Raw genomic sequence first — 24,324 nt, forward strand, 5'->3', positions numbered from 1 at the left:
TCGTCACCTGCGTTAATCATTGCAGAAAACTCTAATTATGTCTGTCTCAGTTTAGGGGAAGTGGACAATATGATAATTATGTAGATCGTATTTAAACAGTGTTATTTATTTAGCTTCATCGAAATCATTTTTTCTGTCAAATCCCACAATGAAGTTTTTAGGTTTTTATCATATGTCGCATCACATGATTTTTTTAATTTACTTTTAGAATAATACAGCCCACTCCCACCTTTAGTTAAGTTTTGAAAAATCAAATTACAAATATAATTTGCTCCTTTATCTACAGAGCTGCAAGTTAGCTTGCTGGCTAGTCTAACAAAAAACTGGAGCTCATCATAAATACCTGTACGAACTCCCCCTGGGCTTATCGAATTAACTTTAATATTAGTATCAATAAGCCTATCAGCCAATTCATGGTTAAAGAGCACATTTGCTAACTTAGAACGATTATAAGCCAGCATCCAATGATAATCCTTTGAGTTGTCAAAGTCGGTAAAGTCAAAAGTTCTAAGTTTGTGACAATCAGAAGTTACATTAACTATAAGACCATTTTTACTGGTCTTAATATTTTCTAGTAAAGATGTAGTTAACAAAACGTGGCTAAAGTAATTTACCGCCAGAGTTTTTTCTATACGGTCATCACTCAATTGATGTTTTGGAGACACTATTCCAGCGTTATTCACAAGTATATCAACTGTTGGCATTTTTTTGGAGATATCTTTGGACAACTGTTCTACTTGTTTGAGCGAAGAAAAATCGCATTTTATAAAATCAACGTTTTCATTATCACTAGAATTTTTTATATCGGTTACAGCATTATCACCTGCGAGGGGATCACTACCAACAATAATTATTTTGGTCGAGTAGGCAGCCAGTTTTAGAGAAACATTCTTACCTATACCTCTAGTTCCGCCAGTTATAACTATATTGTTTCCATTCACATTACTATCCTCCATCATTATTGTGTCCTCAAAATTCGGACATTACTAAACATGCTGCCACAATACGTGATAAAGATTGCTGTTAAAGATATGTTTACGGCACTTGTTGTTAACAACCAATATAGACCATCATTTCCCATAAAATGAATTTTCATGCCCAATGCGGCGTTTACGAATGGAACAAAGGCTAACACACCAGAAACATTATCGATGGGTAGTTGAGCGATAGTATTTGAAGCAATTACAATGATTAGCAATGGAAATGTTAGCGCTTTCCCTTCTTTTCCGGATTTTACAAAAGCACCGATCGCCATTAAGGTTGTGCAAATCAATACGAAAAGTGGTATCGCATATATAAACAATATAGAAATATCCCACAAACTTATAGAATTCAAAAAAATGAAGAATTCGAGTACTTGCGAATGCATATTTTCATTAGATGTCACTTTACTACTACTCGCTAATAAACTTGTTAATAAACCGAAGCCGGACATTCCGACCAGGCCAGCGAAAATACTAACGAAACCAGTTGAACAAATAAAAATTAGTTTCCCAAAAACGATGTCTGACGGTTTCTGTGGAACCATTAGCATAGTTTCTAGTGAACCAGTTTGGCGCTCAACAACTGTGACGTCAAAACAGTAAGAGGATGCACCTAAAAAGCAAAAAATCATCATAAAAATTAAAACACCAGTCGAAAACGGAATTCCAAACTGTTTTCTAATGTCGCGTTCATCAGTAATTTTTAGCTTCTCCATTTTTACGTTTAATGGGCTCAGCAATGTCAACTTGGTCGGCATATCTAAATCGTACTTTTGTAACGCCGCTTCCACAATTTCTCTCTCATAATTGGTAAACACTTGTCTCAATAATTCCGTCTCTGAATTACCTATGCTTCTATTATAAAAAACTTTTAAACTTTTCGAGTGGATATCATCACCATCACCATCACCATCACCAACGATAATACCTATATTAAGCTGACCATCACGAACGCTATTCTTTATAGCTAAGGCATCCTTAAAGGCTATGGTAGACCCAACCTTTTTGAATTTTGTGTCCTTCATGATTTGGCCCAAACTTTCTAGATCTTTATGCTGCTGAATGCCAATTTTGAATGACTTGCTTTCTTGTTTAGACGGGGCAGCTTGCAAGCCTACAAACGTCCCGATAAAGGTCATCATAGGCATCAAGAATAAAGGGACAAATAATATTGCAATCATTCCTCTCTTATCTCTCAATGCCAACAATAACTCTTTTTTGAATACAGCTTTGATTATTTTATTCATTGTAATCTTTTACATACATAAGTTAGTGAATGCGTCATCCAATTGGTCCGATTTGCCCGTAGCTTTCATCTGTTCGGTTGTCCCTTGAAATTTTACAAGTCCATCGTGTAAAAGTACTACTTTGGTGCATAACTTCTCAACTTCTGACATATTGTGCGTTGATACCAGAACAAGTTTCCCATCTTCTTGACAGTTGTTAATGAAGTTAATAACGTTTCTAGCAGAAGGAACATCCATTCCTGTTGTCGGTTCATCCAAGATAAGTATATTTGGGTCATGTATTAATGCTCTAGCAAATGCGACTCTCTGTTTCATTCCTTGAGAAAATCTTTTAATTTGTACATCGAGGAAATTTTGAATACTAAGTTTTTCGCTTATTTTGGTAATTCTACAATTAAATGAGTCTTCATCGATTTCATATAGAGTTCCATAAAACTCTAAGATTTCTCTCGCTGTCATATTGGCATAAAGTCCTTTTGTGCCAGATAGAAGGCCAAAATTCTTTTTCATTTGCGACGTTGAATCAATTGCATTGCCGTTGAGTTTTATGATTCCTTTGCTCTTTGATAGGACAGAGCAAAGAATCCTAAGTAACGTTGTTTTTCCCGCGCCGTTGGCCCCAAGGATGCCTACAATTTCTCGAGAACTGCAACTGAAACTTATGTCTCTGAGAGCATGGAAATTATCCCCGTCGATACGACAATCATTTTTTCGACTGTTCTTTGAGTTCTTAAATGTTTTGCCAACTCCTATAACATCTAACATTTGCTTAGCCTCTCAATTCTGACCTTCGCGTTATTGGCTAAAATAGTATCTTCTGATAAGCTGATGTGTTGCAATATTGACGCTTCTTTTTCAGGAAACACTTTGCATAAGGAGGCCATTGTCTGAACCCTTACTCTCGATGTTTGTTTATTACTGTTAAGTATTTCGAACAATACATCTAACGTGTTTTCATCTCCAACTTCTGCGGCTACATCTATAATTAGAGGCCCAGAGGCTCTGTTCGCTAAACCAATTATAGAACTATTATTTATATCAAAAAAATATTGGTTCGTTTTAAATATAGTTGTTTGGAAATCTGTCATCAGGTTCAGCGACATTGAAAAGGATTCAGGGGGTAATTGCGAATGAATATCAAATGATTTTCTGTAAAAAATAATTTCGTCCTTAGCTAAACTATCTCGACCCTTAAATTTAATATCTACTTTTTCACCTGGGTATCCAATCACATTTGTATGATCATATTCATAAAAGTCAGAATCATATCCAGGACCATAATGACCAATTGTCAAAAAATCAAAATTATGGTCATGAGCTCTGTTGTAAAAAAAACTTTCGGGACCATTTGATTTTACAATAGCGTCATCTAAAGATGGCCAAAAATTTGCTCTTACAAAAAAATTCTTCCCATTAGCAATCATTAAAACTTGAGGAGAATACTTATTATTTTCTTGCAGCGATGTACAGTCTTTTAGCTCGCGAGTAATTTGATCTGCGATAAACGTCCGATTGTTACTCAACGCTTTGAGCATGTCTGCTGACTCAATGATGCTGTCCGGATCTGCTAAATCAACGTGCTGTTCAACATACTCAACGTAATCTTCTACCGTTATGCTTCTCTTAACTGAGGACCTTAATTTAATTGGCATTTTGCTTTTCCTGACTAATAGTATTGAGGGCCAATGCTGAAGCATTACGGATATGTATATGAGGGTCTGTCAATCCGTCTTTTAGCCGTTGAATTCCTTTTTCAGGGCTCAACTTATAAAGACATTCCATTAAAGACCATCTTATATGGTGATGAGAATGCTCCTTTGAAGCCTTTTCCACTGTTTCAATTGATTCTTCAGCTTCCACATTGATCAAGTGCCTCGTTAATAGCTCTATTCTAGAGGCTTGCTCGTCTGTTCCTACCAACATATCAAGTTTTAAGGTTTCAAGACAATACACGGGAGAAAACGAGAAATCATTTTTACCAGCAACTTCGAGATAAACGATTTTTCCCGTATAAGTCACGGCTGGTATGCCTTCGCCAGATTTAAGGTAAATAGAGTCTCCATTTTGAAGCTGTCTTTCGCGCACAAACTTTAATTTTTCATTCGGCGAAGGCGGATTATTTTCATCCCATTCAGGAACAACAAACTCAATGTGATTAGAACCATAGGGAATTAGCGCAAAACCCATATAAAAATGTTTTGGTGTAACTGTAAGTTTGCTTTGAAACTCTCCAGGATTTTGGCTTTTGTGCCATTCGATATAGCTTACTTCTTCTGGAGTTCTCGTTCCAATTCCAACATTTATGACAAAGTCTTTAGTTTCGAGTACTTGCCATCCTTTAGTTCTTGTTTCTGATGAAAAATTTCTCAGCTGATAATCAGGAAAGTTTTTGAGATTATTCAACTCTACATCTATAACATGTTGAAGGAACCCAGATTTCAACATATTTTCGAAGAGAGGCACGTATTCTGAAAATTTAAAATCTTTATCGCATTCCAACTTTGCGCGAATCGGTGCCATAGATGGATGTGCTTTTATTTTTTCGAGCGTTTCTTGTTGAGTAGAAATCATCCGCTCGATATATTGATTCTTTGTCATTGGCATGCATTTTCTCCTAGCCATAAAAGCACACCCTAAAAACTTATCTTAGGATGTGCATAGCACTTCCTCTTAGTTTATTTCTTCAACTTCCACTACTGGACCTTCATGCACAGCAACGGCAACGCCTACACCAACACCGATACCTATGGCAACACCGATTCCAACAGCAATTGCTACAGCAAGAGTTTCTTCTTGATATTGACTTCCGACAAATGCTACTGGGTATTCCAAAGAAGGGAATGTTTGCATTTTTTTCTCTCTAGTTTCTATTGTTTTTAAATATGCGCTAAGCATCTACCGTTTATGGCAAAATACCTGTCATATTTAATCAGCAGGGCATGTTTGAAATTTGAGATAAGATGAAATAACGGGTCTACATTTGAACATATCTGAAGAGCGATAAATCCTTTTATCTTAATTTGCAAAGTCAACTACTCCCTGCCGACTTAAATACTATTAACACCACTTTTTCTTTCGTGTCAACTTTATTTTTTCGACTGCTAAGTTTAATTTTTACGCCGCTAGCTCATTAAAATTAATAAAATGTATTTTTTATTCTGCGTTTTTTATCGGTTGTATTTCGTAAAAAAATGATTTATGTTTATTTGATAGCGTCTTTTAACTGCAATATTACAGGGATTGTAAATGCGAACATTATTACTCGTTGAATTCTTATCGACACCAAAAAACGGCTTGCCAAGACTCCATTCTGGGAAAAATTTCATCGCACCCATTTTGATTATTATATTATGTAATGTGGTTATGTTAGCGTTTGTGTTTGGCAATATAGACCACGATTGGTACATAGATAATTTAATCGAAGTCAAAACAATTAACGCGTCTAATGCTGAAAAACAGCAAATTACTGAAATATATTCAATGCTTTCTCCAACCCAACTTGGAATTACAAGCATGATAACCGCCGCCTTTTTATTGCCGGCTGCGTTCTGCTTGATAAGTTTATATTTTTATATGGCCTCTAAGATGTTACATGCACATCATGAGTTTCGACAGTGGTTGACCTTAGTGGCATGGAGTTATATCCCATCTTTATTGGGAGTTTTCTCTTCCATAGTTATGGTTTTAATATCTGACTACGGACGGTATTTACCGGACACTGCCAATCCTTTATCACTGAACTCGCTATTTTTTAATCTACCCTTAGATTCGAAGTTAAGCTCGTTTTTTAACACCGTTGACTTAACTCTATTATGGACCATTACACTTATGGTAATAGGTTTCAGCAGTTGGGTTAACATCGACCGATTAAAGTCAGTGGTTATTGTGTGCTTGCCATTCGCCATATTTTTTATTTCACAATATTTGCTGTCTTAGAAAGGCATGAAAAAAATATTGGTAATAGCCGTTATCGTTGCTGCATTGTTAGTCCCGATCATACAAAAGAAATTTGCTATTCAGCAATCGACGGATGTGGACTCTGCAACGTTAAGCCGACAGACCATTAAGAGCTCAATTATTGCTTCGGGAAACTTTGTCTACGAAAAAGAAGTTAACCTAACATCTGAACTTATAGGTGTGGTGAAGCGCCTGCACGTGCAAGAAGGCCAAAATGTAATCGAAGAACAATTGCTGATAGAGATAGATGATCGGGCATATAAATCAATTGTTGAAGAGAATATATCATCAGTTAAGCAGTATGAAATCTTAATAGAGAAACAAAAAATTATATTAGCAAATCTAAATGGCCAATGGCTGAGAAAAAAAGAGATGCTTTATCAAAATGTAGTTAGTGAGGAGCAATACGAAGAGATTTATTATAAGCTCAAAGTGGCTGAAATCGACTTAAATGAAAGTAAAGAGCAGATTAAACAGGCCAAAGCAAGGTTGAAATTTTCCCAAGAACAGCTGTCAAAGACCAAAATCCGATCACCTATAAGCGGAAAAATCACAAATCTTACAATCAAAGAAGGTGAGACAGCTATTTCGGGAACGACTAACATAGCAGGATCCTCATTGATGGTCATTTCAGACACATCTACACTAATCGCTGAAATTAAAGCCGATGAAGCCGACTTTTCAAAAATTAGGCTAGGCCAGGGTGTCGACATAGTTTCTGTCGCATACCCTGATTCAGTTATTGAAGGCACTGTAAAATTCATTTCTAACACTGCTAAGTTATATGGCCGTAGGCAAAACATTAGTTTCAAGGTGAACATACAGTTTGCCGCACCCGAAGCGGTCACTCTGAGGTCGGGTATGAGCTGTAGAGTCGAAATTTACTCACAAATGGAAAATTCGGTTTTAGCGGTACCAATTAATGCTGTTCAAATATCTGAAAACCTTGGAACTGGCGAGAATGTGGAAAGATTTGTTTATGTCATAAAAAATAAAGTCGCAGAACGTGTTGTCATCAAGACTGGTATAGCAGATGACAAGTTTCAACATGTTACTAGTGGGCTAGAAGAGAACTCTGTAATAGTGATCGGACCTAATAGCGTTTTTAAACAATTTAAAGGTAAGGAACAAATTGATGTTAATATCTTAGAGATAGAGTTATGACTCAATTATCTCATCCTATTATTAATTTAGATACCATATCGAAAAGTTATAGTATGGGTCAGCAGGACGTTTTAGCGTTAAAAGATATCAGTCTGAAAATTTACAAAGCTGATTTTGTTGCCATAACTGGATCCTCGGGATCTGGCAAAACAACCTTGATGAATATTTTGGGATGTTTAGATGCCGCCTGGTCAGGTGACTATTACTTGAGTGGTGAAAATGTTTCTCTAAAAACCGAGAATGAATTAGCGCTCGTCCGCAATAAAAAAATTGGCTTTATTTTCCAAAACTTTAATTTGCTAACTAAGCTCAACGCTCTTCAAAATACAATGCAGCCCCTTCTGTACCGTGGTGTGGGGTTAAGAGAAAGAAAAATTGCTGCGACAAATGCATTAACTCACGTAGGTTTAAAGGATAGGCTTCTGCATTTACCGAGCGAACTCTCTGGTGGTCAGCGGCAAAGGATAGCTATTGCGCGAGCTATTATCACCTCACCATCCATTCTGTTAGCCGATGAGCCAACAGGGAATTTGGATACCAAAACTACTCACGAAATAATGAAAATTTTTCAAGAGCTAAATAAGCTAGGTCACACAATTATAGTTGTTACACATGAAGAAGAGATAGCTGAACTTTGCAAAAGAAGGATTGTATTGAGTGACGGTGTGATTATCAGTGACGTCACAAAAACATCAGCAAGTGAAGTCCATGCTTAGACTAAAAGAAATACTAATGGCAGCATTTATTTCTGTTTGGTCACACGGCTTGAAGAGTTTTCTTACAATGTTAGGCATAATTATAGGGGTTGCATCTACAATTGCTATAATCTCAGTAATCGAGGGATTTGGTAATAGCATATATGAGCAATTTGAGGGTTTTGGTTCTAACTCTTTAACTTTAAGATCATACACATCACCAAGTGACCAGTTGCAAGGAAAATTCGCAAAAATTACTGCCCAAGATGTTGATGAAATCAAAGGGAAGGTTAAAGGTGTAGAGTTCATAACGCCAACTCTGATATCTAGAAGTGGCGAAAGCGCAATTTCATTTAAAAACTTACAAACATTTGGACAAGTCTATGGAACCACATATACGTATAAAGACATACAAAATATTGAGTTGAAAAGTGGTCGGTTTCTATCTTATAACGACAATAACACTAGGAGAAAGGTTGCGTTTATAGGTGATGAATTAAGGTTAAAACTTAATTTACCTGAAATTCCAGACGGAGAATTTATAAAATACAGAGATGAATGGTTCAAAGTTATTGGCGTTGCCAAACCCAAAGGGACATTTTTTGGTATTGAACAAGACAATTATCTAATCATACCCTACGAGACCATGAAAGGCCTGAATGGTCAAGGCTGGATTCCTGATATTTTCTTGCAATTAGAGCTAAAAGACATCAATGATCTCGACTCAGTTAAACTGGCGTTGCAGACTATACTCAGGAAACAGCACAACATTGTTGACGAGCAGGACGATTTTAAAATTGAAACATCCGAGCAACTAACTTCAGGAATTTCTAATATTTTAAGTATTTTAACGGTTGTGTTAGGGGGCATCGTTGCTATTTCATTGCTGGTAGGTGGAGTTGGTATTATGAACATAATGCTCCTATCTGTCACTGAAAGGACTCGAGAAATTGGTATATGTAAGGCGATTGGCGCTAGAAGGTCCGATATTCTACTACAGTTTCTTATGGAAGCCATCATTATTTCAGGTGCCGGAGGATTTATAGGAATTTGTCTCGGTTATTTTATAAGTGCTACAACTTCGTTGTTTATCCCTGGCTTTCCACCTTCCGAAGTTCCTTTATGGTCTGTAATGCTTGCATCGGGGTTCTCGATAACTATAGGGATTTTTTTCGGGATTGTTCCTGCCTTCAAAGCAGCTAATTTGAATCCAATAGACGCATTAAAATATGAATGAATATTGCTGTACCTATAAATCAAAACTGGAGGTAAATGGCAAAATTCATATGCATAATAAAATTTAACTGAAATGAAAAACGTAGGAACAGAGAAAACAAAAGTTTATTATTAAGATCTCTACCATTTTTCCGTAAAACCAAACATAAATGTTGGCCCAAAAACATTCAAGAATTTCGAAATGATATCGTAAATATTAAATGAATTAAAGCTACAAAAAAAGATAGTTGCCAATACTTACGCTATTGTATTGCTGGTTTGCTTGGGTATACATTTAGAATTAAATTTAATATTCTATTTTGATTCAGAGTTGTTCGAAAGCCTTGGTTTGACTCGGATGTTAAACCTACATACGGTCGTTTTTGTCTGTGTGACCACAACAAGTTTTTGTTTATTTCTGAGATATGAGCTTCTAAACCTGATGAAGATGCGAATAGCAGCTCTGAAAGCTAGATGCACAGCTATTGCTATCGCAATTGCTTTTTGCCAGAATTTTTCTTTAATCATGTTTAATTCCTTCAACGATTTCACTGATGGCCGTTTTACATGCCATAAAGCCAGCAATGAAGTTACCTGCACCTGAGCGTACTGTTTTAATAGGGTTTTGCCCTGAGACAACAAAGAAAAAAACAACCAACGGAAGTAGCGCAAAAAGCATCGACGCACTCTCGCTGAACAAAATGTAGAACAGCGCTGGAAGCATCAATACTCCAGTCATAAAAACCCAAACTTCCGCTTTCCTAGCTTCTCTGGCCCTATACGCTTTGTCCGCTTTAAGCCTGTCAAAATCGTTTATAAAAGGCATCATTTATTCCTTCTTAGATATATCTTTCTCAGACCGTACCAGCGAAACGATGAAACCTATAAGAGCCATTGCCACTAATAAAACGGCGTATGCAATATCACTCCAAGAGCGGTATCAATAGCATTCATATTTAATTCCCTTCATGCTTACTACTATTTTTATCTAAGGAATATGATATGAACCCAGAGACAAAGATAATTGCTCCCATCACTAACAGACAATTAGATATAATCATTCCATAACCAGATGTTTCAATTTCCTTAATCACAGCTATGTGCAAAAATAAACTCGCGATGAACGCAGGCGTAGCTAGCACAAGCCGTTTGCTTAAGATCGATTTTAAACTATCCATTCGTTATTCCCCTACTATCTATCGTCCACAGATTTACCGGCTACGGTTTTACTTGGATTATCCCAACTTGTGCCGGGTTCTTTTGCTTTAGATTTTTTCCAAGGCCTGATGGCGCTATAAGCAAATGCAATTCCCATGACCAAAATAAACCAATCCCTATTATCATAAAAAGCTATAAACAAGTAGATGCTCGCTATGGCACATACGATTCGTATTACAGCTTTCAAACGCATATTTTCAGCCACATCGTTACTCTTTAGTTGGTTGTCTGGAAGAACTCTGGAAAGCCACTCGGATTGGTCAGTAGAGCGGTTTTCCAGAATTCTTCCTTATCGTTAATAAACACACCGTACTGGTGCTGTTTCTCTGGATAATTCCAGAGTCTCATATCTGACGAATCGCGCTACAAATGCGGTCACAGAGCATTTTCCAGAGAAAGATTAACTACAGTCTAACGTTCCAGAACGCGATCTACAGAGTATACCTTGTTTCCTACTTCTCGGATTTAGAGATAAATTTCAATTCAGCACCGTTATTATTGACTGCTAATTTATCCATCAATTGAGCTGTCGCCGTAAAATCTGGATGATCTTGCCCCGACTCCTTTTCCACTTGCCAGCGTTTTGCCATAAGTGATCGATTTATCAACTCTAATTCTTCAAAACTCAACTTCATATTCGTTTTTCCTATCGCGTTAATTCTTCGAAAAAGGCGTCCCTTAGAGAGATTTCATCAGCGCTCATTTCGTCTATCAGTGAATGAATTTTAGAAACGTGTCCGGCAAAAGATTCGTCGTCCGATGGACGTACTTTTTCCAACTGTTCCCTGATATTCCCCAGCGCAGCAAGGTTAATGTTGCAGCGCTCCAAATCTAATACCTGCTGTTTAGTAACGGCCATCGTTTTTCCTATTGAATATATTTGACAAAAATCGCCCAAATAACCATGCATAACACAGCAAAGCAGATCACTAACTGGGTAGAGCTGAACGTGAATACATAGTGGTCATCATCATTCTGACAATCTTCGGGCTTTTCAACCTTTCCAATGGATATGTATTTCTTTAGCCACCCGAGTAACATCTATGTTTCCTACATTAAAAATTTAAAGAATAGACTCTACGGTGCTGTATACAGCTGTGTATTGAAAGGCAGGCTGCCCAGATTCTGTGTCAATTATTGACTCTCTAATAACTTGTAGTGCACTCTCGGTGACTCGTTGAGAAGCCACGTTTTCCTTGCTGACCACAGAATCTATAACTATATGCGGTATTCCACCTTTATGAGCTTGCGATAAAAGGTCATTTACAGCTTCTTTCACTATTGCTGTCCCATATCCTCGATTTCGATATTGCTCTGGAACTGCATAGCCGATAGAAATACATGGATGGCCGTCATGAAACCCATTCTTTACGCAGGAGCAAAAAGCTTTAACTGTGCGTCTGTCATCAGTCATACGCGCATATGTAAATCGCATTACACCAGGCGAAGCTTCATCAACATAACTATACAAATTTGAATAACCGGGTACTTTTGCTAAAGGAATCATCCCCTGCAAAATACACTCTTGAAAGGACACTAGACTATCATGCGGGTTTACCATTTCAGAAGGCATGTTGTCTCCTATTGGACCAATACGCGCTTTATATGTGAGTAGTCATTTTTAAGCTTTAGAGCAGATACTCTTACACCCGCTTCCTTTAAAGTCCGACTAGCAAGCTTAAAAACAAAATCAACGCCATTTGGATGATCGTTGCAGTATTCAATCAATGTTGCCCCCAAAACAAACTTTCCTTCCTGACTCAGCCCCTCATAAGCAATGCCATATTTACAGGTGATTTCTGAGTTATTGTCTAACGCAACACCTTGAAATATTGGTGAATGAATATGCCCAGGGTAATTAGGCAATGAAATAGCTATATCAGTAACAAGTTGATTGCTCTGAACCCATGAATGGTCTGTCACAGCACCAGTTTCGAGCTGTATTTCACCAATTTTAATTTCACAATCGTACCCAAGCTCTGACAAGACCAGATATAAGACAGCGGAAATGTCATGACAAGCCCCCTTGTAACCATTTTCATGAACCCAGCTCAAAACATATGTGAATGCTTTTTTAGCTTTGTACTCTTGTGGGTTAGATATAGGGATTTCACCGAGATTTTTCTTCCATGTTGCAAGCATCGTGTTTCCTATCAATTTAATTATTTCGTTTACAAACTGCGGTCACATGACACTTATGGCCATCATCAACATCTACTTTGTTCGGTATTTCACATCGATGTTTGCTCTTTGATCTATCAATATCCCCCACGTCGCAGCGATCAGAAGAGAAGGCTTCCAATTCACCAGTTTTGTCACTGAAATATGAATTAGTACAACTTTGCATGGTGTCTCCATCTACACATTCAACAAACCTTCCAGCTTTATTATTACTATTGTTGTACTTTCCTTCCGCTATATATTCGTCTGGTTTCAAATATGCAACGATAGAAAAAACACCTGCTACAATTGATACCAATAATGCTGTAACACTGAGAGCTGAATTATATCCTTTACTTTCCGGCATCGTTTTTCCTATGAATTCAGCTTAGGATTAAATTGTAAATAGCTGCAATACACAGCCCTATACCAAGTGCAGTTACTGTTGCCGTTCTTAACCAAGGCTTTTTGTTCTTGCGTAATTGGAGGGTTTGCCATAGCCCCTCAAAAGAAAGCGTTCCTGCTGCTGTGGCCTGAAACCACTCACCACTTATTCCATTGTTTGCTGGAAACAACCAAAAACAAGCTACAACAACTGATACAAATGCGCCTATTATTACTATTATTTCTGCGATTCTACTGCTCATCGTGTTTCCTATACCTTACCCGGCTTTTCAAATATGCATTCAGAGTCATTGATTCTATCTATTTTGATGAACCCATCATCGTACAAATAGGCTACATGACAGTTTAAATGGATAGAACAGGGGTTCTTATTCAAATCCTTCCACCCATCGATTTCTAGACTGAAAAATGACATCCTGTTTTGGTGATACATCGGCAAGCCTGTAAGCTCATCTTCCACTTCATTTAACGTATCTCTAACCAGCTTGTGAGCTGATGCTCTAGAGTCTGCAGGCGGTGCATTTTCCAATCTGCGAAAAATTTCATCGAGCCTCAGCGACTTTGGAATAGGTTTACCATTTTCTCGAAGCTGTTCTAAGGTTTGCGAACTATTCAAGTACGCTGGAATTAACTCATGGATAGAAGCTGTTTCAACAACATCCTGTTCAGAACTTGAGGGTAATGTTCTAGGGGCAACAATAGACAGGATAAATGCCCTTACCTTTGAAAACATACTGTTTCCTACTTCTCGGATTTAGAGATAAATTTCAATTCAGCACCGTTATTATTGACTGCTAATTTATCCATCAATTGAGCTGTCGCCGTAAAATCTGGATGATCTTGCCCCGACTCCTTTTCCACTTGCCAGCGTTTTGCCATAAGTGATCGATTTATCAACTCTAATTCTTCAAAACTCAACTTCATATTCGTGTTTCCCATATCAGTCTTTTTGATTTATTCTCGCTAATTTGGCTTTTGCTAAAACCATATTTTTGTATATTGTTTGGGTACTTGGGTGATTATCACCAAGCACTTTTGTTAAGGTTTGCAGCGCCTGCTCATAGTAACCAATGGCCTTGTCGTAATCGCCTTTGCCATACCAGGAACTGCCCAGATTGTTGCGCCGAATAGCAACGCTGGGGTGGTCTTCCCCTAAAGTGTTGAGGTCAATGGCCAGCGCCTGCTCAAAGTAACCAATGGCCTTGTCGTAATCGCCTTTCCTATCCCAGGTTAAGCCCAGATTACTGCGCGTTGTGGCAACGCTAGGGTGGTCTTCCCCGAAAGTGTTGAGGTCACTGGCCAGCGCCTGCTCTAAGTAACCAATGGCCTTGTCGTAATCGCCTTTGCTATACCATGCTAAGCCCAGATTATTGCGCGTTGTGGCAACGCTGGGGTGGTCTTCCCCGAAAGTGTTGAGGCCACTGGCCAGCGCCTGCTCAAAGTAACCAATGGCCTTGTCGTAATCGCCTTTGCTATCCCAGGCACTGCCCAGATTATTGCGCCGAATAGCAACGCTGGGGTGGTCTTCCCCGAAAGTGTTGAGGTCACTGGCCAGCGCCTGCTCAAAGTAACCAATGGCCTTGTCGTAATCGCTGAGCGTATTAGCAACTAATCCAGCAGCATTGCTGTAAAGCGAGTTGTCTGGTGAAAGTCTGGCGGCTTTTTGAAAGTGCTGAAAAGCATCAGCGTAGCGAATATCGCTATTAGCAATGACACCCCGTTGATAACTCGCTTCAGCAATGGCCTCAAGGGTTTCTTGTTCACTCACTTCGAATTGTGCAAAGAGCCTGTCAGCTTCTTGACTGTCAGCATTGAGCAAGGCTTTCTTGGCGCTTTCTAATAACGCTGAGTTGACGGCTCCTTTGAGTGATTCTAAACGTACTATTTGGGATTTTAATTCTGCAACGTATTCATCATAGGACGCTTTGCTATCCAACAGTTTGTTCTGCAACTCCTGCAACTGAACTTCCAGTATCGATTTCTCTTGACGGTGGGCGTCGTGCAGCTGCTGAGTAATTTCTGCTTCTCTGTGTTTTAAGCGGGTTTCATACTCTGCTAAAGAAATCCCAACCGTAATCTGCTGGTTGATATCACCACTGCCGGTATGGACGGTCGACGTTGAGGTGTCGCTATTACTCACAATCACCGATGGTGTTTTATTGGGATAGTAAGCGACCACAAGCGCAACAATGGCCGTGATTATCGCCGCTGCCAAACCTTGCAACACGCCTGCTTTTTGCCACCAAGGAGGCGAATTATGCTCTATCTGCGAGACCGGTTCCTTGGCTGCACTCTTAGAATAGTGCAAATGGCAATATCCACTAGCACTTGCCTTATTTTGGCAAGGTGTTCCTTTAGCGGTAGTACCTTGGCATGTCGAAGTTGTCATTAGAATCCATCCTTTAGATCATTGCTTCCTATTCAACTGGCTCAATACTGAATGTAGATTTATAGCCATTAAAAACTATTCCACACTCTTCATTTTCGGTAGCTAACAAGGCATTGGTTGTCGCAAACATTAACGTCTTCAAAACTTTTTCCATACAGTCATCAGATGATGAGAATTTAGCTTCCAAAACGCTGATAACATCATCAACAGCTTCACTTACATCAGACATTTCTGTTTCCTATTGTCTAAAGCTCAGTGCTTTTAAATCCAAAATCCATAATAGCCTGCGGATCTTCTTCGTTAATCAACCAACGAGATCCTTGACTCACCCACGAACCATTATTTTGTTCATACTGAACATCAGGTAAGCGGCCTATAAAACCTTTATCTGTTGCAAAGACTTTTTCTACACTATAGCTGGTACGAATGTTTTTTCTTTCGTTGTACGTGAATTCAGACATCAGTTATTAATTCCTATATCAAGATTGGCTCTTCGCAGAACCGACATTCGCCCAAAGAAAGTGCCTGTGTTTTACTAAATGACCAGTCACTAGCTATTGCAACATCAGAGGCAGTCATTTCCCTATAGTCATCTGTTTCTACTACCCCAGTAACATCGTAGCCAATACCATCAATTAAACTAATAACGTGATCATCAGCACTGCTGATTAGCGGCAAGGCCGCAGGAAATATAGTTCGTAAAAACAGGTGAAATTGATAGCAACCACCGCGTAAAAATATGCTCTCTACGTATGGTTCATTTCCTTTTAATGCTTTAATGACTTGCTCTACAGTTGGCATAATTTTACCTACTACTGAATAAGAGTTACTTCTGCTTTATTTCCTATACTTATAAATTGATTTATTTAGATAAAATTGCACGTTCCTCATGCTGATGGCATAAGTACACTTTTTGTGGGACATAATCACTAATTCCGCTTACAGTAACATTGCTAACTCTAGTGCAGCGCGTCCCTTTCTTTGTTAGTGATTGACACCGATTTAAATCATTATTATTCGCAGAATAAAAAGCAAGCAGGTGAGACTTTGATACATTGTGCTTTCTTGCTAATGCCAACGCTGGATCATGAATGAACAGTAGAGCTTCTTTTTCTTTGAAGTTGAAGACTCCAATTCCTCTAACCCCCACCTGTAACATTAAAGGCTCTGAAATGGAATCGACCTCGACAGTCATATCAAGACCAAACTCTTCACTTGATTGGTTAACAAGCTTGTTTAGCTTTAGAATATCTTTGTCTTCCATCATGTTTCCTCTATTAGCCTTTATGCCATTACAGCATGGTTTTGCATTTGCGCAACCGATTGGACAGACATCGTAAGCTGTCCGTTTTCAAACTGTGGCTTGAAGCGAAAGCCAATCTTGTATAAGCAGGTCATTAACTTATCGATAGAGAATTTTTCTATCCGGCCATTTACAAGGTCGCTTACTCTTGGTTGGGTGATACCCATTGCCGTCGCAGCTTGTTTCTGATCCCACCCTTTAGCATTCACAATGTCTCGAATTGCAATCATAAGGTCAGAGCGAGTTTGTAACTCTGACGCTTCTGCTGCATCTTCCGTAAGGGCGTCAAAAATATTGCTGTATTCTAATGCCATGTTTAGATCTCTTTGGTTAACTAATAAACAGCTTATATCAATACTGATATTTATACAAGCTCTGATATATTAGCCGTTAATTTCTTTCATCATTAGCTTGTAGCGTTTTTTGGCAGTATCCATTGCCTTCCGATCAACGCCGTTGGTGGTCTTGGTGAATGAATGAAGTATGAACACTGTATCAGCGAATTTAGCAACATAGACAGTTCGGTAAGCTGGCCTGCCATTTTCAATTAGCTCTACAGCACCAATCCCTACGCTGTCTTTCAAATGCTTAAATTTACTGAACGGCTCTTTATCCTGACAAATAGCGTTTAGGTCGTTGGCAAAACGTTTTTGAATAATTTCAGGCAAGGCAAGAAATTCTTTTTTTGACTGGTTATTAATAAATTTAAACTTCTTCGTCATAGCATAAATCTTCTTCTCTTCTTGAAGCTCTCTAACCGCTTGAGCTTGAGTTCTGCACGTTGCTCAAACCAATCGTATATAGGGCTTAACTGAACATAGTCCATTGTCAGGATATGCTTTATAGACTCTTCACTGAAACCAGTAATAATCATAATGTCAGTTGTACTAGCTCCATTGCGGTACATCTCAACAACACACGTTCTTATGAGCGATATGCGCCTTACTCCGTTGTCCCAAAGATTTGCTTTCTTGATAAACGAATCAAGTAGCTTATTCATCGAGTGAGGGCTAATAGAATTTCCGCGACTTTGTGTATTGAATGCCTTCAAACTATCATCTACAAACAAAGGCGCATTTGGATCTAATCCGTTGTAATGCTTATGTGGATAGCAGTTAATTTTATTCTTAATCAACCACCTAAAGTATGCTTCAAAGGCTTTCATCAACTCTGGATGACTAAGGACAATTGGCCGCTCGAAACCATCTCTTGCTATCTGTTCGGGCAATACCACTATTTCGTTTAATTCTCCCTCTGGTGATATGAACAACCTATTTGTCACAAACGTTAATTCAATCTCTCTGAGGCCAGCAACCGCTGCGAGTAAAATCAATAATTTATTTCTGTGCCTAAGTTCCGTGTTTCGCCCACAATTTCTGCTTACAAGCTGATCCCACAACTCGCTATTTGATAAAGGTCTACCTTCCACTTTTAACGCAATTTTTAGTAATAATTGCGTCAATAGTGACAGTTTATTTTTAATACAGCAACCTAAAAACGCAGTAGCACAAATGTATTAAGGTCTTTTGCCTATCAAATGGGAAACGTCCAGACATAAAAAAACCGCCACAAGGACGGTTTTTTATGTCATTTAATGAGCTGAATTAGCTTCAAGAACTTGCTTACAAATATCATTAAACCTTTCAGGATGAAGCGAAGGAGAAACATAATCATTTGTTTCTATACTCGACCAAATAAATTGGTCTTCCCATTCGTTCAACATAAAGAGATCTTGTTTCATAAGGGTTCTGTCAGAACTATTTCTATCAGCCTCACCAATCCAATCAAGTAAATCATCAATAAAGTCGTCTAAATCTATCAGCTTCCAATTTACTTTTTCTTCCTGAAACACTTCTTCCTTTATTTCATCATTATCAACAAAGACGTTGTAAGGAAAATTGAACGAAATTTTAGCTGATATAGCTTCTACATGTGAAGCACTCATAATGTGGTTTCCTCTTTCATAAAAAAGGGCAAACCACTTCCCAATCGGGACAATGATATTGCCCCTTTGGGTTCATGTTGTAGGCAGCTCATCGAGCTGCCGGTTTTATTTAATGTTTGGCCTTAGTGTCAAATACACCCGGAAAGTATTTCTCCGCTAAAGCATCTAAATCAGCAAACATGAAGAATGCACTCAACCCGACGACCAGAACGATGGGAACCACCACTCCTATTGCGTACCAGATTTCATACTTCGACATAATGTCACTCATATTATTTACCTCGTATTAGTGTACTTAACAAACCTCACCACCGCAAGAACAGCACCGGTCAGGATCATAAAGAATCCGACCACCAGCGCTACTACAGCAAATGAGAATTGAGCTGGAGATAAACCAGCACCAAAGACCAGTGAGAACAATCCCCCTGGAAAGAGGGAGGTTCCAAATGCCAGGAGAAGTACTTCCATAAGCAGAAGTACAACGTCTGACAGCTTCTTTTTCATAAGAATGCTCCTTATATGAAATAGGGAGCAGTAACCCATAGGGGCTCTTACTCCCCCGTGGGTTAAATTAGATGCAATCAGTCTTCTTCTTGAAGGTAACAATCCACATCAAGATTAAGCTGTCTGCACAGGGCTGTTTCCGCTTGGAAAAGGGATAGGCCTTTTAAGGTATCGTCTACCAATGAACCATCGTCATAGACGATGCGAAACGTTTTATTTTGATTGCTCATCAGTAGTTCTCCTTATACCAGGTGGTAATTCCGTCAATATCACGCTGAAGCATGTCGGCATCCGCAGCGGAACGTTCAACAACGTCACCTTCGCAAAACGAGACAATTTTCAGAGATTCACGATTTACCCAATAGCCATGACAAAAATCCAAAGTAATGAATGAGCAATATTCATCGTTTAGCATAAGGCGCTCAAAATCACCCATACCACCGATGAACGTAGAGCGTCGAACAACAACGCCATTTTCATTCACTTCCTGAGTCACATTATCGCTAGCGATCATGTTTTTTATTTTGCCACTCACCAGAAGATAGAAATCCACCTGCTCCTGCGTAGTATCACGCATAAAGCTGGCACCCATACTGAACCAATGTTCATGGGCATAGATTTCACCATCAAGGTGCTCTAACTGGTTTAGATTCAAGGTAGCAAGAATGGCCTCGGCTGAAGTCATATCCTGACAACCCTGGATACGTGGGAGTAAGTAACTCATCTTAATATTCCTAATAAAATGGAGATACCTACCCCGTAAGGGAATAGATATCCCCTTGGGGTTAATTTAATGTTTCTTGGTTAGCATTTCTGGTCGAGCCGGGAACCAAGGTGCATCGGTATCTAGATGAATGAATCTGCCATTAAAGACATCTTCTTTCTTGCTAAAACCAATAACCCTGAAGCCCTCATCGAATACCACACCGAATTCATTGGTGAAGATAACCTCGTCACCTATTTCATAATCAGTGGGTATTGGAGAAACCGTGGCCAGTTGTGATGGATCGAATTGAATTCCCATCTTAAATGACCGCCGTTTCTGATAGATGTTTTTGTTTACTGATAATTAAATCAGCAATTTTTTTAGCATCTTCCAGAGTATCTGCGTCATGCAGTGCCTCGGCAAAGCCTTGCTGGTCACGACCATACACTGTGTAGAAGACCTTTGCAGGATCTTCACCATCAGTCAGGGCGTTTTCTAAAGTCTCTTGGCCAGATGCAACACCAGGTAACGATTCGCAAAAGGTACCGTCACCAACTGGTGCGTCATAAGCGTAAACTGCAGAGATTTCCAGATTGGCAAAAGCCGACATATCAGGCAGAACTCCACCTGTACAACAGTTAAACATCATAATGTTCTCTCAAATTAATGAGGGAAACCTACCCTTACCGGGAATAGATTTCCCCGATAGGGTTAAAAATAATGGCGCCATGGGCGCCTGTAGATATGTGTTAAATATACAACTTCAATATCTCATAATGCTCAGGTTTCACTTCAGTTACTGAATAAACAGAGTAGTGAAACTCCCAAAATAAATCGGAAATCCCAGACTCAGTCCATTCAGCACTTTCACCTAAATCACCATGGCATTCACTCAGCATAGCTTGATTACCTGCATCCTCCTGATTGTCAGCAACAATAAGCTTGGTACAGTTTTTCTCATACTCGCCGGTCTGAATATTCAATTTAACAACAAAATTTTTCATACGTTTCTCTCCGTTTAAATGAGGGAAACATCCCAAGCAGGGAGTGATTCTCCCTACTGGGTTAAGTATTGCTTTATTGGTTTTGGTCACTCAATGATTTGTCTAGCCACTTTCCCAGTCCATACCGAAACAACGGGATGGAAGGAATCGCAACTATCAACGCTGATACACAAGCAACCAACACCATTTTTGAGTCGTCTACAAAGAGGCTAACAAAAGCCGTAGTAGCAAAGCCAATGATTATGGTCATCGTCACTTCATCAAAGAACTTCATATGCTCCGCCTTTTTATCTGTGGCACTGGAAGTAAAACGCTCCCAAATAACACACGCGATAAAAAATGCGAAAATCACAGCTACAATGGCTGCATCAAACTTCTCTGGTTCAATTAAACCGACTATAAATGCCGCAGGGATTACTCCAGCAAGCGCTTGCCTCAAGGGTACCAATATGTATTTTTTAAGCATAAATGCTCCTAACTTGGGTTATAGAGCAACCCCCAGGATGGAAGGACCGCTCAAGGGGGTTAAATTCGACATTCTTCCATTAGCTTGCGCTCTGGGTGTTTGCCTGTTTCAAAGTGTGCATGCTCTTCAGAACCAACCGGGTAAGGATTTGGATAATCCTCAAAGCGGCCTTCAAAATATGCATACGATACGGCCCAGGCACAAACACCAGGCGCACAGTTGCTTTGAACTTTGTGAACAAAGTCATAGCTACCAATTACCTTAGTGTCATAGACAATCTTGCTTCCCTGGAACATTGTTAGAATATAATTCATATCAATGCTCCAAATGGGCTGTAGCTCCAAGAAGGGATGAGGTTAACCTACGCTCCCTTACCTCAAAGCCAACTTGCTGATTGTCTTTCATTCTGACCAGAAAAAGCTTCGTGGACGTATAGAATACTTTCGTTTCCTCACGACTGTTTTTCTGAATCGTTTTGAAATGCCGAATGGACTCCCCAACACCTGCCATTTCTGACATGAGAAGGGAGAAATGGCGAGTCTGTTCTACTTGTAACTCCATCATAATGAAGCCTCAAATATGTTTCCGACTGCCAAATCCATATTTGTGACTACGTGACAAACCTTAGACATTGGATGGTTATACAAGTGAGCAACACGTAATTGCTTCAACTTGTATTGCACCCGCTTTACGTTTATTTCACGTACAATCACTTGCTTGTTGAGCTTAAGTTCAACAAAGGTATTTTTTTTCATTGGTATTTCCTACTAAAAATAGGGAAACACCAACCCCATAGGGGATAATGTTTCCCCTATGGGTTAAGTTTTATTATGCGAAAAGCTTTTGCTTTATCGCGTTACGCAAGGCCTCATTAACTTCATTCATATCACTCGCTGATACAAAATCTTCAACATCAAACCCCCTTATACTGGTCTGACCCAGACCAATAGGTATAAGCTTGATATTGAGCTGTTTAGCAACCTCAACCATCTTTTCTACTTGACGTGATGAGTTCGCCTGGCCATCAGTAATAATGAACAAAATCTTGCGTTCATCTCGTTTGAGAGCAAGACTCTGAATTGCATGCAACATACCTTCATGAGTTGGGGTACCACCGGTTGGGGCCACACCAAATCTTTTGGCTGTCAAAGGCTGACCAAATGGCTTTGCCTTATAGATGTAGTTTGCATAGTCACTTTCATCCCAAACGCCAAAATAATTGACTTCGCAGTCAATCTGCATCCGAGAGAACGTGGTAGCCAACGCAAGTGCGGAAGTGTTTGCGTGATACATATTTTCCTTATCAGTGAACTTCGTATTCATAGAGCCCGAAGCATCAACCAATATAGAAATTGCAGAGGATTTAACCCGCTGGTAAGCACCTTGCTTAAACACACTTAAATTGCCGGCTGGAATGCCTGACAATTTATTGTTTAAGAGCTTAGAGCCCACTGTGCGAGTAACCGGTAAAGAGCGCTTATTATCAAAGATGACTTTGTACAAAGTCTGATAAAAACGATTTGCCAGTTGCTTATGTTCCTTCGGTAGCGGGTAGTTGTTGCAAGGAAGAAGTTGCTTGCGCACGTCGACATTAAATCCGTCGTACTCTCTACATTCTTCGCTTGCCTCACTCGCTTCCACTTCAAGTAACTCGGCCAGTTTTTCATGAAAGTCATCCGTAGATGTATCTTCCAGAAACCCTTTCAGAGCTGCTTTAAGTTGCTGCATTGTACCTTCTGACTTTTGGCCAGATTGCCCCTCATCACTCGTTTCGCTGTCACCAGGAGCCTGTGATTCTTCAGAATTTAACTCATCACCTGAAGAAGCTTCGCCGTTGCCGGTATCCGTTTCTTCAGACTCATTGTCACCTTCTTCATTCTCACCAGAGCCACTGTCGCTTTCCTGCTCATCCGAACCTTCCTCAGATTTGCCGCTACCGTCACCGGATGCAGTATCATCTTCGTTCTCATCGGACTCGCCAGAATCGCCAGAATCGCCCTGACCTTCAGAATCACCTTCAGACTCATCCGAGCCTTCCTGATCTTCAGAATCGCTATCAGACTCGTTAGAGTCGTCCTGCTGGTCAGATTCGTCGCTATCGTCTTCTGGCTTTTCCTCTTCCTCTTTGATCAAGTCATAGATTCGTTTGGAAATCTCAAATGCATCATGAGTGTTCTTAGCTTTCGCCGTCGATTCAATTTCAGCCTTGATGGCATCCACTAAATCATCACCCATAACCTCTCGACAGATGCGCTCTGCTTCATTCGCATAATCATTCAAAGCATGTTGTCCTACGACATAACGCCTTGCGTGATAGAGAATAAAGCATGAAAGTGCATGCGAAGCATTTTCAGCCGAAGGTTTACCAAACAGCTCTCGCTTAATGGCCAATCCCACCAGCTGGCTAAGGTTGGTTTTTGCACCGGGAAATTCATCACCTACGCACTTTTCCATTCGAGCATCTTCCAACTGATTGAGTATCCGCTGTAAAGCAGGATCAATCGTTCCGGAAGATGCAAAAATGTTGTGGTCTGTGTGTTTTTCATGCCCTAACTCGTGGTCTATCCAACCTTGAATCATGGCAACCCATTCCGGGTCAGTGAAATCACCATTTGGCAGATTGATTCTGCCGCCTTGGCTAAATGCTTGATTACCACCAATGGTCACCTCTACTCCCTGACGAGAAGTCATAAGCGTAGCGAGTGCCTTGGCGCGTTGTATAAATGAACGTGCGTTCATATCCATCTCCTAAGAAACGGGCATCAACGCACTACTCCCAAAGGGAATACGATGAATTGATGCCCTATGGGTTGAGTTTGCTTTCGCAGTTTTAGTAGCAAATCCGAAGAATACGGAATCGCTGTCAGTTACACGGGAATGTAACTCGCTAGGTTTGTATACCGCTTGCAAGCGGTCGATAGTTAAAAAACCATCAGTTAAAAAAACCGTTTTAGCTTTGCCCT

At 39.6% G+C, this 24,324-nt stretch carries 40 protein-coding genes and 1 pseudogene; 4 read left to right on the forward strand and 37 right to left on the reverse strand.

Annotated features, from left to right (window positions below; genetic code table 11):
• Nucleotides 1-101: 101 nt before the first annotated feature.
• The 6 genes from OIK42_RS19235 to OIK42_RS19260 form a co-directional block, all read right to left on the reverse strand.
• On the reverse strand, nt 102-959 hold the full coding sequence (locus OIK42_RS19235; RefSeq protein WP_273642789.1) for an SDR family NAD(P)-dependent oxidoreductase: 858 nt from the start codon (nt 957-959) through the stop codon (nt 102-104).
• Entirely contained in the window at nt 959-2,230 is a 1,272-nt protein-coding gene (locus OIK42_RS19240; protein WP_273642790.1) for an ABC transporter permease, read from the reverse strand. The genes OIK42_RS19235 and OIK42_RS19240 overlap by 1 nt, the downstream gene beginning before the upstream one ends.
• A gap of 9 nt (nt 2,231-2,239) precedes the next feature.
• Nucleotides 2,240-2,995: an ABC transporter ATP-binding protein gene (locus OIK42_RS19245; RefSeq protein WP_273642791.1), complete on the reverse strand. Its 756-nt coding sequence runs from the start codon at nt 2,993-2,995 to the stop codon at nt 2,240-2,242.
• Nucleotides 2,989-3,882, reverse strand: a complete 894-nt coding sequence (locus OIK42_RS19250) for a hypothetical protein (RefSeq protein ID WP_273642792.1) — start codon at nt 3,880-3,882, stop codon at nt 2,989-2,991. The genes OIK42_RS19245 and OIK42_RS19250 overlap by 7 nt, the downstream gene beginning before the upstream one ends.
• Entirely contained in the window at nt 3,872-4,834 is a 963-nt protein-coding gene (locus OIK42_RS19255; protein ID WP_273642793.1) for a HEAT repeat domain-containing protein, read from the reverse strand. The genes OIK42_RS19250 and OIK42_RS19255 overlap by 11 nt, the downstream gene beginning before the upstream one ends.
• A gap of 66 nt (nt 4,835-4,900) precedes the next feature.
• A complete protein-coding gene (locus OIK42_RS19260; RefSeq protein ID WP_273642794.1) occupies nt 4,901-5,080 on the reverse strand; it encodes a hypothetical protein in 180 nt (59 codons plus the stop codon).
• A gap of 396 nt (nt 5,081-5,476) precedes the next feature.
• On the opposite strand from OIK42_RS19260, the gene OIK42_RS19265 reads away from it, so the two are divergent.
• Genes OIK42_RS19265 through OIK42_RS19280 form a run of 4 tightly spaced genes read left to right on the forward strand, consistent with a single transcriptional unit; the run spans nt 5,477 to nt 9,283 of the window.
• Nucleotides 5,477-6,166: a YIP1 family protein gene (locus OIK42_RS19265; RefSeq protein WP_273642795.1), complete on the forward strand. Its 690-nt coding sequence runs from the start codon at nt 5,477-5,479 to the stop codon at nt 6,164-6,166.
• A gap of 6 nt (nt 6,167-6,172) precedes the next feature.
• Complete coding sequence (locus OIK42_RS19270; protein ID WP_273642796.1) at nt 6,173-7,351, forward strand: efflux RND transporter periplasmic adaptor subunit; 1,179 nt, start codon at nt 6,173-6,175, stop codon at nt 7,349-7,351.
• Nucleotides 7,348-8,067 carry an ABC transporter ATP-binding protein gene (locus OIK42_RS19275; RefSeq protein WP_273642797.1) on the forward strand — a complete coding sequence of 240 codons (720 nt, stop codon included), beginning with the start codon at nt 7,348-7,350 and terminating at the stop codon, nt 8,065-8,067. The genes OIK42_RS19270 and OIK42_RS19275 overlap by 4 nt, the downstream gene beginning before the upstream one ends.
• Nucleotides 8,068-8,083: 16 nt before the next feature.
• Complete coding sequence (locus OIK42_RS19280; RefSeq protein WP_273642798.1) at nt 8,084-9,283, forward strand: ABC transporter permease; 1,200 nt, start codon at nt 8,084-8,086, stop codon at nt 9,281-9,283.
• A gap of 498 nt (nt 9,284-9,781) precedes the next feature.
• Here the strand turns inward: OIK42_RS19280 and OIK42_RS19285 are convergent, their stop codons facing one another.
• From OIK42_RS19285 to OIK42_RS19430, 31 genes and pseudogenes are all read right to left on the reverse strand, one after another.
• Complete coding sequence (locus OIK42_RS19285; protein WP_273642799.1) at nt 9,782-10,090, reverse strand: hypothetical protein; 309 nt, start codon at nt 10,088-10,090, stop codon at nt 9,782-9,784.
• Between the two features lie 363 nt (nt 10,091-10,453).
• Nucleotides 10,454-10,684, reverse strand: coding sequence for a hypothetical protein (locus OIK42_RS19290; RefSeq protein ID WP_273642800.1), 231 nt, complete (start codon nt 10,682-10,684; stop codon nt 10,454-10,456).
• Between the two features lie 247 nt (nt 10,685-10,931).
• Nucleotides 10,932-11,114, reverse strand: a complete 183-nt coding sequence (locus OIK42_RS19295; protein WP_273642801.1) for a hypothetical protein — start codon at nt 11,112-11,114, stop codon at nt 10,932-10,934.
• A gap of 11 nt (nt 11,115-11,125) precedes the next feature.
• The gene (locus OIK42_RS19300; RefSeq protein ID WP_273642802.1) at nt 11,126-11,338 is read right to left on the reverse strand and encodes a hypothetical protein; all 213 of its coding nucleotides are present in this window, start codon (nt 11,336-11,338) and stop codon (nt 11,126-11,128) included.
• Between the two features lie 204 nt (nt 11,339-11,542).
• Nucleotides 11,543-12,052 (reverse strand): GNAT family N-acetyltransferase, encoded by a 510-nt coding sequence (locus tag OIK42_RS19305; protein WP_273642803.1) that lies wholly within the window; start codon nt 12,050-12,052, stop codon nt 11,543-11,545.
• Nucleotides 12,053-12,060: 8 nt separating this feature from the next.
• Nucleotides 12,061-12,621: a hypothetical protein gene (locus OIK42_RS19310; protein ID WP_273642804.1), complete on the reverse strand. Its 561-nt coding sequence runs from the start codon at nt 12,619-12,621 to the stop codon at nt 12,061-12,063.
• 16 nt (nt 12,622-12,637) lie between these two features.
• Nucleotides 12,638-13,006, reverse strand: a complete 369-nt coding sequence (locus OIK42_RS19315) for a hypothetical protein (protein ID WP_273642806.1) — start codon at nt 13,004-13,006, stop codon at nt 12,638-12,640.
• Nucleotides 13,007-13,022: 16 nt separating this feature from the next.
• The gene (locus OIK42_RS19320; protein WP_273642808.1) at nt 13,023-13,286 is read right to left on the reverse strand and encodes a hypothetical protein; all 264 of its coding nucleotides are present in this window, start codon (nt 13,284-13,286) and stop codon (nt 13,023-13,025) included.
• An 8-nt stretch (nt 13,287-13,294) separates the two neighbouring features.
• Complete coding sequence (locus tag OIK42_RS19325) at nt 13,295-13,777, reverse strand: hypothetical protein (protein WP_273642810.1); 483 nt, start codon at nt 13,775-13,777, stop codon at nt 13,295-13,297.
• A gap of 8 nt (nt 13,778-13,785) precedes the next feature.
• Nucleotides 13,786-13,968 (reverse strand): hypothetical protein, encoded by a 183-nt coding sequence (locus OIK42_RS19330; RefSeq protein ID WP_273642801.1) that lies wholly within the window; start codon nt 13,966-13,968, stop codon nt 13,786-13,788.
• A 16-nt stretch (nt 13,969-13,984) separates the two neighbouring features.
• Nucleotides 13,985-15,352, reverse strand: coding sequence for a tetratricopeptide repeat protein (locus OIK42_RS19335; protein ID WP_273642811.1), 1,368 nt, complete (start codon nt 15,350-15,352; stop codon nt 13,985-13,987).
• Nucleotides 15,353-15,433 (reverse strand): annotated as a pseudogene (locus tag OIK42_RS20425) (DUF5763 domain-containing protein); the annotation flags it as partial.
• A gap of 28 nt (nt 15,434-15,461) precedes the next feature.
• Complete coding sequence (locus OIK42_RS19340; protein WP_273642812.1) at nt 15,462-15,662, reverse strand: hypothetical protein; 201 nt, start codon at nt 15,660-15,662, stop codon at nt 15,462-15,464.
• Nucleotides 15,663-15,678: 16 nt separating this feature from the next.
• Nucleotides 15,679-15,894, reverse strand: a complete 216-nt coding sequence (locus OIK42_RS19345; RefSeq protein ID WP_273642813.1) for a hypothetical protein — start codon at nt 15,892-15,894, stop codon at nt 15,679-15,681.
• A 13-nt stretch (nt 15,895-15,907) separates the two neighbouring features.
• Complete coding sequence (locus OIK42_RS19350) at nt 15,908-16,234, reverse strand: hypothetical protein (RefSeq protein ID WP_273642814.1); 327 nt, start codon at nt 16,232-16,234, stop codon at nt 15,908-15,910.
• A gap of 61 nt (nt 16,235-16,295) precedes the next feature.
• Entirely contained in the window at nt 16,296-16,697 is a 402-nt protein-coding gene (locus tag OIK42_RS19355) for a hypothetical protein (protein WP_273642816.1), read from the reverse strand.
• 20 nt (nt 16,698-16,717) lie between these two features.
• Complete coding sequence (locus OIK42_RS19360) at nt 16,718-17,050, reverse strand: helix-turn-helix domain-containing protein (RefSeq protein WP_273642817.1); 333 nt, start codon at nt 17,048-17,050, stop codon at nt 16,718-16,720.
• Between the two features lie 69 nt (nt 17,051-17,119).
• Nucleotides 17,120-17,458 (reverse strand): type II toxin-antitoxin system RelE/ParE family toxin, encoded by a 339-nt coding sequence (locus OIK42_RS19365; protein ID WP_273642818.1) that lies wholly within the window; start codon nt 17,456-17,458, stop codon nt 17,120-17,122.
• Complete coding sequence (locus tag OIK42_RS19370; RefSeq protein ID WP_273642819.1) at nt 17,455-18,198, reverse strand: site-specific integrase; 744 nt, start codon at nt 18,196-18,198, stop codon at nt 17,455-17,457. Before OIK42_RS19370 ends, OIK42_RS19365 begins: the two co-directional genes overlap by 4 nt.
• 129 nt (nt 18,199-18,327) lie before the next feature.
• The gene (locus tag OIK42_RS19375; RefSeq protein ID WP_273642820.1) at nt 18,328-18,681 is read right to left on the reverse strand and encodes a hypothetical protein; all 354 of its coding nucleotides are present in this window, start codon (nt 18,679-18,681) and stop codon (nt 18,328-18,330) included.
• Between the two features lie 109 nt (nt 18,682-18,790).
• Entirely contained in the window at nt 18,791-18,952 is a 162-nt protein-coding gene (locus OIK42_RS19380) for a hypothetical protein (protein WP_273642821.1), read from the reverse strand.
• A gap of 5 nt (nt 18,953-18,957) precedes the next feature.
• Nucleotides 18,958-19,185 (reverse strand): hypothetical protein, encoded by a 228-nt coding sequence (locus OIK42_RS19385; RefSeq protein ID WP_273642823.1) that lies wholly within the window; start codon nt 19,183-19,185, stop codon nt 18,958-18,960.
• A 77-nt stretch (nt 19,186-19,262) separates the two neighbouring features.
• Nucleotides 19,263-19,415: a hypothetical protein gene (locus tag OIK42_RS19390; RefSeq protein ID WP_273642824.1), complete on the reverse strand. Its 153-nt coding sequence runs from the start codon at nt 19,413-19,415 to the stop codon at nt 19,263-19,265.
• Nucleotides 19,415-19,909 carry a hypothetical protein gene (locus tag OIK42_RS19395; protein ID WP_273642825.1) on the reverse strand — a complete coding sequence of 165 codons (495 nt, stop codon included), beginning with the start codon at nt 19,907-19,909 and terminating at the stop codon, nt 19,415-19,417. Before OIK42_RS19395 ends, OIK42_RS19390 begins: the two co-directional genes overlap by 1 nt.
• Nucleotides 19,910-19,975: 66 nt before the next feature.
• Nucleotides 19,976-20,209, reverse strand: coding sequence for a hypothetical protein (locus tag OIK42_RS19400; RefSeq protein ID WP_273642826.1), 234 nt, complete (start codon nt 20,207-20,209; stop codon nt 19,976-19,978).
• 1 nt (nt 20,210) lies between these two features.
• Entirely contained in the window at nt 20,211-20,540 is a 330-nt protein-coding gene (locus tag OIK42_RS19405; RefSeq protein WP_273642827.1) for a hypothetical protein, read from the reverse strand.
• Between the two features lie 100 nt (nt 20,541-20,640).
• Nucleotides 20,641-20,895, reverse strand: coding sequence for a hypothetical protein (locus tag OIK42_RS19410; protein ID WP_273642828.1), 255 nt, complete (start codon nt 20,893-20,895; stop codon nt 20,641-20,643).
• 73 nt (nt 20,896-20,968) lie between these two features.
• Nucleotides 20,969-21,361 carry a hypothetical protein gene (locus tag OIK42_RS19415; protein WP_273642829.1) on the reverse strand — a complete coding sequence of 131 codons (393 nt, stop codon included), beginning with the start codon at nt 21,359-21,361 and terminating at the stop codon, nt 20,969-20,971.
• 59 nt (nt 21,362-21,420) lie between these two features.
• Nucleotides 21,421-21,675, reverse strand: a complete 255-nt coding sequence (locus OIK42_RS19420) for a hypothetical protein (RefSeq protein WP_273642830.1) — start codon at nt 21,673-21,675, stop codon at nt 21,421-21,423.
• 246 nt (nt 21,676-21,921) lie between these two features.
• Nucleotides 21,922-22,116 (reverse strand): hypothetical protein, encoded by a 195-nt coding sequence (locus OIK42_RS19425; RefSeq protein ID WP_273642831.1) that lies wholly within the window; start codon nt 22,114-22,116, stop codon nt 21,922-21,924.
• Nucleotides 22,117-22,189: 73 nt separating this feature from the next.
• Entirely contained in the window at nt 22,190-24,100 is a 1,911-nt protein-coding gene (locus OIK42_RS19430; protein WP_273642832.1) for a VWA domain-containing protein, read from the reverse strand.
• Between the last annotated feature and the right edge of the window lie 224 nt (nt 24,101-24,324).

Origin of the sequence: Alteromonas gilva, assembly GCF_028595265.1 — a bacterium.
Taxonomy (GTDB): domain Bacteria; phylum Pseudomonadota; class Gammaproteobacteria; order Enterobacterales; family Alteromonadaceae; genus Alteromonas; species Alteromonas gilva.

What these genes read in the sequence shown, in the direction of transcription:
- OIK42_RS19305 (WP_273642803.1), bottom strand. Translation starts at nt 12,052, where the DNA reads ATGCCTTCTGAAATGGTAAACCCGCATGATAGTCTAGTGTCCTTTCAA.
- OIK42_RS19405 (WP_273642827.1), bottom strand. Translation starts at nt 20,540, where the DNA reads ATGATGTTTAACTGTTGTACAGGTGGAGTTCTGCCTGATATGTCGGCT.
- OIK42_RS19350 (WP_273642814.1), bottom strand. Translation starts at nt 16,234, where the DNA reads ATGCCAACTGTAGAGCAAGTCATTAAAGCATTAAAAGGAAATGAACCA.
- OIK42_RS19340 (WP_273642812.1), bottom strand. Translation starts at nt 15,662, where the DNA reads ATGTCTGATGTAAGTGAAGCTGTTGATGATGTTATCAGCGTTTTGGAA.
- OIK42_RS19355 (WP_273642816.1), bottom strand. Translation starts at nt 16,697, where the DNA reads ATGGAAGACAAAGATATTCTAAAGCTAAACAAGCTTGTTAACCAATCA.
- OIK42_RS19330 (WP_273642801.1), bottom strand. Translation starts at nt 13,968, where the DNA reads ATGAAGTTGAGTTTTGAAGAATTAGAGTTGATAAATCGATCACTTATG.
- OIK42_RS19310 (WP_273642804.1), bottom strand. Translation starts at nt 12,621, where the DNA reads ATGCTTGCAACATGGAAGAAAAATCTCGGTGAAATCCCTATATCTAAC.
- OIK42_RS19430 (WP_273642832.1), bottom strand. Translation starts at nt 24,100, where the DNA reads ATGAACGCACGTTCATTTATACAACGCGCCAAGGCACTCGCTACGCTT.
- OIK42_RS19260 (WP_273642794.1), bottom strand. Translation starts at nt 5,080, where the DNA reads ATGCAAACATTCCCTTCTTTGGAATACCCAGTAGCATTTGTCGGAAGT.
- OIK42_RS19285 (WP_273642799.1), bottom strand. Translation starts at nt 10,090, where the DNA reads ATGATGCCTTTTATAAACGATTTTGACAGGCTTAAAGCGGACAAAGCG.
- OIK42_RS19410 (WP_273642828.1), bottom strand. Translation starts at nt 20,895, where the DNA reads ATGAAAAATTTTGTTGTTAAATTGAATATTCAGACCGGCGAGTATGAG.
- OIK42_RS19395 (WP_273642825.1), bottom strand. Translation starts at nt 19,909, where the DNA reads ATGAGTTACTTACTCCCACGTATCCAGGGTTGTCAGGATATGACTTCA.
- OIK42_RS19265 (WP_273642795.1), top strand. Translation starts at nt 5,477, where the DNA reads ATGCGAACATTATTACTCGTTGAATTCTTATCGACACCAAAAAACGGC.
- OIK42_RS19320 (WP_273642808.1), bottom strand. Translation starts at nt 13,286, where the DNA reads ATGAGCAGTAGAATCGCAGAAATAATAGTAATAATAGGCGCATTTGTA.
- OIK42_RS19425 (WP_273642831.1), bottom strand. Translation starts at nt 22,116, where the DNA reads ATGAAAAAAAATACCTTTGTTGAACTTAAGCTCAACAAGCAAGTGATT.
- OIK42_RS19255 (WP_273642793.1), bottom strand. Translation starts at nt 4,834, where the DNA reads ATGCCAATGACAAAGAATCAATATATCGAGCGGATGATTTCTACTCAA.
- OIK42_RS19390 (WP_273642824.1), bottom strand. Translation starts at nt 19,415, where the DNA reads ATGAGCAATCAAAATAAAACGTTTCGCATCGTCTATGACGATGGTTCA.
- OIK42_RS19240 (WP_273642790.1), bottom strand. Translation starts at nt 2,230, where the DNA reads ATGAATAAAATAATCAAAGCTGTATTCAAAAAAGAGTTATTGTTGGCA.
- OIK42_RS19360 (WP_273642817.1), bottom strand. Translation starts at nt 17,050, where the DNA reads ATGGCATTAGAATACAGCAATATTTTTGACGCCCTTACGGAAGATGCA.
- OIK42_RS19400 (WP_273642826.1), bottom strand. Translation starts at nt 20,209, where the DNA reads ATGGGAATTCAATTCGATCCATCACAACTGGCCACGGTTTCTCCAATA.
- OIK42_RS19380 (WP_273642821.1), bottom strand. Translation starts at nt 18,952, where the DNA reads ATGAGTGACATTATGTCGAAGTATGAAATCTGGTACGCAATAGGAGTG.
- OIK42_RS19245 (WP_273642791.1), bottom strand. Translation starts at nt 2,995, where the DNA reads ATGTTAGATGTTATAGGAGTTGGCAAAACATTTAAGAACTCAAAGAAC.
- OIK42_RS19295 (WP_273642801.1), bottom strand. Translation starts at nt 11,114, where the DNA reads ATGAAGTTGAGTTTTGAAGAATTAGAGTTGATAAATCGATCACTTATG.
- OIK42_RS19420 (WP_273642830.1), bottom strand. Translation starts at nt 21,675, where the DNA reads ATGAATTATATTCTAACAATGTTCCAGGGAAGCAAGATTGTCTATGAC.
- OIK42_RS19315 (WP_273642806.1), bottom strand. Translation starts at nt 13,006, where the DNA reads ATGCCGGAAAGTAAAGGATATAATTCAGCTCTCAGTGTTACAGCATTA.
- OIK42_RS19345 (WP_273642813.1), bottom strand. Translation starts at nt 15,894, where the DNA reads ATGTCTGAATTCACGTACAACGAAAGAAAAAACATTCGTACCAGCTAT.
- OIK42_RS19235 (WP_273642789.1), bottom strand. Translation starts at nt 959, where the DNA reads ATGATGGAGGATAGTAATGTGAATGGAAACAATATAGTTATAACTGGC.
- OIK42_RS19375 (WP_273642820.1), bottom strand. Translation starts at nt 18,681, where the DNA reads ATGAGTGCTTCACATGTAGAAGCTATATCAGCTAAAATTTCGTTCAAT.
- OIK42_RS19250 (WP_273642792.1), bottom strand. Translation starts at nt 3,882, where the DNA reads ATGCCAATTAAATTAAGGTCCTCAGTTAAGAGAAGCATAACGGTAGAA.
- OIK42_RS19415 (WP_273642829.1), bottom strand. Translation starts at nt 21,361, where the DNA reads ATGCTTAAAAAATACATATTGGTACCCTTGAGGCAAGCGCTTGCTGGA.
- OIK42_RS19280 (WP_273642798.1), top strand. Translation starts at nt 8,084, where the DNA reads ATGGCAGCATTTATTTCTGTTTGGTCACACGGCTTGAAGAGTTTTCTT.
- OIK42_RS19275 (WP_273642797.1), top strand. Translation starts at nt 7,348, where the DNA reads ATGACTCAATTATCTCATCCTATTATTAATTTAGATACCATATCGAAA.
- OIK42_RS19325 (WP_273642810.1), bottom strand. Translation starts at nt 13,777, where the DNA reads ATGTTTTCAAAGGTAAGGGCATTTATCCTGTCTATTGTTGCCCCTAGA.
- OIK42_RS19365 (WP_273642818.1), bottom strand. Translation starts at nt 17,458, where the DNA reads ATGACGAAGAAGTTTAAATTTATTAATAACCAGTCAAAAAAAGAATTT.
- OIK42_RS19385 (WP_273642823.1), bottom strand. Translation starts at nt 19,185, where the DNA reads ATGAAAAAGAAGCTGTCAGACGTTGTACTTCTGCTTATGGAAGTACTT.
- OIK42_RS19300 (WP_273642802.1), bottom strand. Translation starts at nt 11,338, where the DNA reads ATGGCCGTTACTAAACAGCAGGTATTAGATTTGGAGCGCTGCAACATT.
- OIK42_RS19270 (WP_273642796.1), top strand. Translation starts at nt 6,173, where the DNA reads ATGAAAAAAATATTGGTAATAGCCGTTATCGTTGCTGCATTGTTAGTC.